The following is a 6,489-nucleotide window of genomic DNA, read 5'->3' on the forward strand; positions in this document are numbered from 1 at the left end:
CACCTCGCCGCCGCACTGGTCGGCTGTGTCCGCAACGCCGGGCTGTCCACCGTCTCCGGCATCACCGGCCCACTCGCCTCGCTCATATCCCCCATGTCCTGTTCAACTTGATCATCGGAAGTTCGCCCTACGCCATCGCTCTCAACGCTGCGCAATGATCACCGAGTATGCGCTTTGCCGACCCGCCGTCCGGTAACCAGGTGCTGCGGCGCGGGAAACCGACGCTGGTGGGCTGCGGGACGGGGCAGCTGGTCAGAGCCATTTGTTGCGGCGCAGGGCGCGGTAGATGAGGGTGCAGGCGACGACGATGACGGTGAGGACGGCGGGGTAGCCGTAGCGCCAGGTCAGTTCGGGCATGTGGTCGAAGTTCATGCCGTACACGCCGACGACCATGGTGGGCACCGCAATGAGGGCGGCCATAGCGCTGATCTTGCGCATGTCGGAGTTCTGCTGAACGCTCAGCTGGGCGATGGTGGCATTGAGAATGCCGGTGATCAGTTCGTCCAGGTTGCTGATGGTGTCGCCGGCGCGCTGCTGGTGGTCGGCGACGTCGCGCAGGTAGGCGGTGACGTCGGCGGGGATGTCGGGCAGGTTGCCGGAGGCAAGGCGCTGCAGGGGGCCGGCCAGGGGGACGACAGCCCGGCGGAACTCCATCAGCTCTCGTTTGAGCTGGTAGATCCGGGCGGGATCCATGGGCTTGTCGGGTGAGAACACCTCACTTTCGAGGGTCTCGATGTCGGTGCGGAAGTGGTCGGCGACTTCCAGGTAGTGATCGACGACCATGTCCGCGACGGCATGCAGGACGGCCGCGGGCCCATGGCCGAGCTGGTGGGGGTCGGCTTCCAGCTGACGGCGTACGACATCCAGGGCTGGGGCGCTGCCGTGGCGGACGGTGATGGCGAACCCGGGCCCGGCGAAGACCATGATCTCGCCGGTGTCCACGATCTCGCTGGTGGGCGTGATCTCCTCGTGGTCGCAGTAGACGATGGTCTTCAGCACGAGGAAGAGGGTGTCGCCGTAGCGCTCCAGCTTGGGCCGCTGGTGGGCGTGGACGGCATCCTCGACCGCCAGGGGGTGCAGGTCGAAAGCGTCGGCGACGCGCTGGAGCTGTTCGGCGGTCGGCTCGTACAGGCCGATCCATGCGAACCGCCCCACTCCCGGGTCTATCCGGTCCAGGATCCTGCCCAGGCCTACGCGGCCCGGGATGCGCCCGCCGTCCTCGTACAGGGCGCAATCGACCACCGCTTCAGGCAGGTCCGCCGCACTGTGTTCACCGCTGTCCTTGCCGAGATTCACCATCTATCGCCGTCCTGTGATTGGTGCGCCACTCGTCTTTGTCCGCCGTCCCCGCAGGGCGGCTCCCCCGGTCCGCCAGTCCGGAGGAGCCCGCCCTGCGGGGACTACGCTGCCGAGCCTGAAGGGCTGTCGGCAGCGATGTGGGCGGTTACTCGGTGAGGTACAGCCAGAGGGTGATGAAGGCGATCCAGGCCACGAGGGCGACAGGCACCAGCGTGCGCAGAGCAGGTCGCATCATGTTCTCCAATGTCAGCGGCAGGGTGTGCCGGGGTCAGAGCCAGTCGCGGCGTTTGAACACGACGTAGAGGCCGGCACAGACCACAGCCATGAGCAGCAGGGCGAAGGGGTAGCCCCACACCCAGCCCAGTTCGGGCATGTGGTCGAAGTTCATGCCGTAGATCGTGCCGACCAGGGTGGGCGCGAACAGGATCGCCGCCCAGGCGGAGATCTTCTTGATCTCCTCGTTCTGGGCGTGGCTGGCCTCGGCCAAGGCTTTCATTTCCTCGTTCTGCTGCTGGGTGACCAGGGTGGCGTTGACGGTGAGGATGTCCTGCAGCGCCTGTTTGAACCCGTCGACGCGTTCGGTGACATGGGTGGCGTGGTCGGCGACATCGCGCAGATAGCGGCGCATTTCCTCGTCGATGTTGTACTTGTCGAACCCGGCCGACAGCCCGGAGACGATGCCGGCCAGCGGCCGGGTGGCCCGCTGGAACTCCACCACCTCACGGGACAGCTCATAGATACGGCGCGAGACACCGGGGGTGTTGGTGAAGACCTCGGTCTCGATCTCGTCGATGTCGTTCTGCAGCCCGGCCACCACCGGGGCGTAACCGTCCACGACCGCGTCCAGGATCGCGTAGAGCACCGCCTCGGGGCCGCGCTTGAGCAGCTCGGGGCTGGCTTCCATACGGCGGCGCACCGCGGCCAGGTCCGGCGCGGCGCCGTGGCGGACGGTGATGACGAAGTCCCGGCCGACGAAGATATGCAGCTCGCCGAAGTCGACCTCCTCGGCGGCGTCCATGTAGCGGGCCGCCCGCAGCACCACGAACAGGGTGGCACCGTAACGCTCCAGCTTCGGACGCTGGTGCGCCTCCAACGCGTCCTCCACCGCGAGCGGGTGCAGGTCGAACTCCGCCGCGAGGGACTGCAGCTCGGTTGGGTCCGGCCGGTACAGGCCGATCCACGCCATGCCACCGGACTGCTCACGCAGCTGACGGAAAGTCTCCACCAGGCTGTGGTGGGTGCTGGTGCGCTGACCATCCTCATACAGAGCGGCGGTGATCACGCTGCTTGTCCGCTCAGACGCCGGTCCCGGCGCGGACACCCCAGAGGTGTTTGCCGGTTCGGCCGGCCCTTCGGAGGAGCGCTTGGCGGGCTTGGACGGAGTGAAGGCGCGCAGACCGCGCCGACGACGCTCAGGCATGAGCACGGGGCCCTTCAGGCGGAAACGATCGGGAAGTGACGTGAGATGCGGCATGCCGCGGACGCCACCTCCACCGCCCCGCTCTAGGGCTCGACGACGGTGACGCCGTGCGGCATGCGACTGGGAGGTTCACCGCTCATCGCGGAAGCCCACCACCTTTCGACGCAACACGGACAGGACCGCCACGCAGCGTATACCCCGCTCCGCACCGGCAAGACCGCCCGGAAAAACCCATACGTAATCTGTACGCATGACCATGCAGGCAGCGACAGACGCGGCGATCGCCCAAGCCCGGACCTGGCGGCGGACAGGCATCTGGAACGTCACCCACACCGATTACGCCATGGCCGCCGAGCTGCTGACCTCCCTGCCCTGGCCGACCGCGTCGGCCGCAGAAGCAGCCCACGCACCACTCGGCACCAGGCTGGACCACCTGCGCGAGTGCCTCGCCGCTCTCGCGGTCGCCACCGCGACCTCCCGCACCCCGATGGGCTGGTTCCTGGGCCAGTGCGCATCTGTCCTCGCCCCCGTTCTGCAATGGCAGCCGGACGGCACACCCGACCACGCCACCATCACGCCCACCCCCGAGGAGATCACCGGCGCCGAACACGCCCTCACCGCCATCCGGAACATGCTCACCACCATCCAGCCCCACTGACCAACCCCAGCCCCCAGCGCTGACCCCGCACAGCTCCCGCACGACCCGACATTCCTCACACCTGGCCGTGCCCACTACCGTGTCCCCAATGACCTGGAGCAAAAGCAAGCAAGCCGCCGACAGCGACCGCGGACTGCCCCCGTGGACCTTCGCCGCCACCATGACAGGCGCCTTCACCGTCGTCGCCCTCTGCGCGCTGACAGGCGGCTGGCCCGGACTCATCGGCATCGCCGTGACCGCCACCCTCCTGACCGCCTACGCCGCCACCCGCCTGTAAAGGCCCAACCGGCCAGTTGAGCGCGCCTTCGCCGAGCATCAGCAGCCGACGTCTGCCAACAGGGCCTGGCCGAGCATCTGACACGCAAGCACGGCAACGATGCGCGGGCTGCGCCCCTCGCCGGAGCCCACGTCAAGTTCGAGCACCACCAAGACCAGGACGACGGAGGAAGAACCTGTGCAAGTCGACGCGCCAGCCGTGACGCGCTGAGCCGGCCCGTCGTTGAACTGGGCAACGCGTCATGAACATCCGTCCCCGTGCGGATACGCGAGCAGGGACCCGGGCAAGCCCGGTCATGAGCTTGGGCCCTGAACCGAGCGCCCGGCCTTCCTCCCAGGGCCGGGCGCTTGGGCGTCGGTCAGGCCGAAGAAGCAGATCTACTTCTCCGAACTCCGCTGCGCTGTTCAAAGGGGCGCAGGCCGGAACCCGGCGGGTCCGATGTTGGGCAGCAGGCGGGAGAAGTCGAACACCGCGGGGCCTGTCTCGCACGCGGTGAGCAGCAGCCGCAACGGCTGCCGGCCCAGTCCGGTCACCGTGGTCCGGCGCTCTGGACTGCTCGTGGTGGGGTGGAACAGCAGGTGGAGACCGGCGATGTCCATGAAAGACGTGCCGGTCAGGTCCCACTGCAGGTCAGTCACTCGCGGGGACAGCGCGGCAACTGCAGCGCGCAGCCGGGGCAGGGTGTCGAAGTCGATCTCCCCGCACGCAAAGATCCGTGCGAAGGTGCCGTCGACCGTCGTGGTAATGCTCGTGTTCATGCGGGGGCGCGACCCCTTCCCAGGGGGTTGACGAGCCCACGGGCCACACACCCTCTGGAGGCGTGTGACCATGGCGGGGGCCGAGTGCCCGGGATGGGGGCAACGCCCGAACTCCCCAAGGACCCGCACCCACGTGGTGCCGGTCAGTCTCGCAGTCCTCCCACCGTCGCATGATTCCGCCTCTGAGTACGTCACTCACACGGGGCACATCCTGTGAAGCCCTTCACTACCCAACCCGGCACCAAGGCAGGTAAGGAGGCACGGGCCCGGCCCCGGCAGGAGATGAGGTCGCGCAGGCGCGCGACCTCCCAGATCCTGCGCACATCCCGGTCGTCGTCACCCGGCCGAAGCACACCTTGCCGTGCATGCCCTGCTGGCCCTCCTCACCGGACACAGTGACCAGTCGGGCGCCAGCTCACCGGCCTAATCCACGATGCCGAGCGCCGTGTTCGGCCCGCACTTGGTACACGCCGGCACCTGCTGGCGCAGGGCCTCGACCGCCTGCTCCCTGATCGCAGGTTTCGCCCGCTTGGCCGGGTCCCAGCACTCCCCTGTGTGCAGAGCGACGATGTTCCTGCGGTCCAGGCCGCGCTCGATCAGAAACGCGGGAGCCGGCGGGCGGCGGGCGGCGCCGACGCGCCGCCCGGCCTGGCGGCGTTCCCCGTCGGCGATCCATCCGCGGGTGCGGGACAGGTCACGCTCCTGGACGCGCTCCAGGAAGCGGAGGAGCGCGAGTCGCGACGACCCTGTATCGTTCATGTCGCCCCGGCCTCTCTCACCTCTGCCCCGTGCGCCCCGATTGGCCACCGTCTGGGAGCGCATGCAGCAGCAGCCGCCCTGCTCCGCCTGCGGCCGGCCGTCCCGCACCAGCGGCGTGCTCCACGATCCGGACCGCGGCTTCCGCTGGCTGGACGCTGCCGGGACTGCTTTCTCGCGACGCCTCCGACGTTGCGGGTGCCGCCGGGGCCGGTCCTTCAAGAACTGCGCGAGGCTGCGGCCGATGCGCAGCTGCGCTTGCGCACCTACACCGACGAGGGCGGGTGGGACAGTGAATGACGTGGACAGAGCGGTTCCACCTCACCCTGAGTTCGGCCGGCCAGTTGGTGATGCAGGGCTGGTGGGGCAAGCAGGCCACGGCCGAGCACCAGTACCGGTCATGGATCGGTTTGAGGGGCAGAATCGACGACGCCCGGATCGGCCTCGCCGAGCGCGCAGCAGGCGGCGAGCGCGTGATCTCCAGCGGGTCGTAGACCCCTGAACCGCGTCTCCGTCCGCAGTTCTGCAGGACCGGGCGGGTTAGTGCCTCTTTCTCAGCCCCGGTTCTGGGCCCTCGCCAGCGAGGTGAACCCGTCCGAGGCCGTCCTCCTCACCAACAGTTTGGTCGGCACCCCGTCCCCGCCAGCCCTGGCCTGCCGTCCCTCTCACCGGAGCGGCATCGTTGCTCTTCGCGGGGTGGGCGGTGATGACCAGGTTGGCTCGGTATTCCTTCGCTGTCGCGTCCCAGTCGGCGCAGGTGATGAGTGTCAGCTGCGGGTGGGCGGTCGGCCCGTAGACCGTCTCGGAGGGCAGAGAGCTTTTGGCGTAGAGGCGCATGGCGGCGACGCTGAACAGCGCGTCGCGGCCGTCCTGACGCTCGACGGTGATGCCGTCGCCGTGCCGCAGGGCGCCCAGGCTGTAGAAGGCGGCGGGGCCGCTGTTGGAGTCCAGGTGGGCCGCCAGGACGGCGTTGCCTCTTTCGCCCGGGGTGACGGAGCCGGTGTACCAGCCGGCTCTGCCGGGATCCGCAGGCAGGGCTATGGAGCCGTCCTTGGCGACACCGACGGGTTCGACGGGCGCGGCCAGGCCGATGGGCTTGGCCGTGATGCGGACCGGCTCGGAGGCGGGCAGCACCGCAGTGCGCGGGTCGGTGCCGGGGGCGGCCGTGGTCGGCTGCTGGACGTGGGCGCGGGCCGATGGCGGAGGTGGTGGCGGCGGCTGCTGGACGGCGGCCTCCTCCAGCTGGTCCACGGTGCGGTCGATCCGCTCGAACAAAGCGGCATCGACGGGGAACTCCCCGGAGGACAGCCGGTGCAGGAGG

Annotated in this window: 8 protein-coding genes; 3 read left to right on the top strand and 5 right to left on the bottom strand. The window is 68.9% G+C overall.

Annotated features, from left to right (window positions below; translation table 11 throughout):
• Positions 1-252 precede the first annotated feature (252 nt).
• The gene (locus ABTZ58_RS39565; protein ID WP_351368218.1) at positions 253-1,299 is read right to left on the bottom strand and encodes a magnesium and cobalt transport protein CorA; all 1,047 of its coding nucleotides are present in this window, start codon (positions 1,297-1,299) and stop codon (positions 253-255) included.
• 268 nt (positions 1,300-1,567) lie between these two features.
• Positions 1,568-2,719: a magnesium/cobalt transporter CorA gene (gene corA / locus ABTZ58_RS39570; protein ID WP_351368221.1), complete on the bottom strand. Its 1,152-nt coding sequence runs from the start codon at positions 2,717-2,719 to the stop codon at positions 1,568-1,570.
• Between the two features lie 250 nt (positions 2,720-2,969).
• Here corA and ABTZ58_RS39575 point away from each other — a divergent pair, with 250 nt between their 5' ends.
• Both ABTZ58_RS39575 and ABTZ58_RS39580 read left to right on the top strand, forming a co-directional pair.
• The gene (locus ABTZ58_RS39575) at positions 2,970-3,377 is read left to right on the top strand and encodes a hypothetical protein (protein WP_351368224.1); all 408 of its coding nucleotides are present in this window, start codon (positions 2,970-2,972) and stop codon (positions 3,375-3,377) included.
• 88 nt (positions 3,378-3,465) lie between these two features.
• On the top strand, positions 3,466-3,654 hold the full coding sequence (locus tag ABTZ58_RS39580; RefSeq protein WP_351368227.1) for a hypothetical protein: 189 nt from the start codon (positions 3,466-3,468) through the stop codon (positions 3,652-3,654).
• 404 nt (positions 3,655-4,058) lie between these two features.
• Here ABTZ58_RS39580 and ABTZ58_RS39585 read toward each other — a convergent pair whose 3' ends face one another.
• Positions 4,059-4,412: an STAS domain-containing protein gene (locus ABTZ58_RS39585; RefSeq protein WP_351368230.1), complete on the bottom strand. Its 354-nt coding sequence runs from the start codon at positions 4,410-4,412 to the stop codon at positions 4,059-4,061.
• 423 nt (positions 4,413-4,835) lie between these two features.
• Positions 4,836-5,171 (bottom strand): DUF6233 domain-containing protein, encoded by a 336-nt coding sequence (locus tag ABTZ58_RS39590; protein ID WP_351368233.1) that lies wholly within the window; start codon positions 5,169-5,171, stop codon positions 4,836-4,838.
• Positions 5,172-5,464: 293 nt separating this feature from the next.
• On the opposite strand from ABTZ58_RS39590, the gene ABTZ58_RS39595 reads away from it, so the two are divergent.
• Entirely contained in the window at positions 5,465-5,662 is a 198-nt protein-coding gene (locus tag ABTZ58_RS39595; RefSeq protein WP_351368236.1) for a hypothetical protein, read from the top strand.
• 46 nt (positions 5,663-5,708) lie between these two features.
• Here the strand turns inward: ABTZ58_RS39595 and ABTZ58_RS39600 are convergent.
• Positions 5,709-6,489 (bottom strand): sortase domain-containing protein (locus ABTZ58_RS39600; protein ID WP_351368239.1); only part of this gene is annotated, 781 nt, incomplete at its 5' end.

It is taken from the genome of Streptomyces sp. NPDC094143 (assembly GCF_040303825.1).
In the GTDB taxonomy this organism is placed as follows: Bacteria; Actinomycetota; Actinomycetes; order Streptomycetales; family Streptomycetaceae; genus Streptomyces.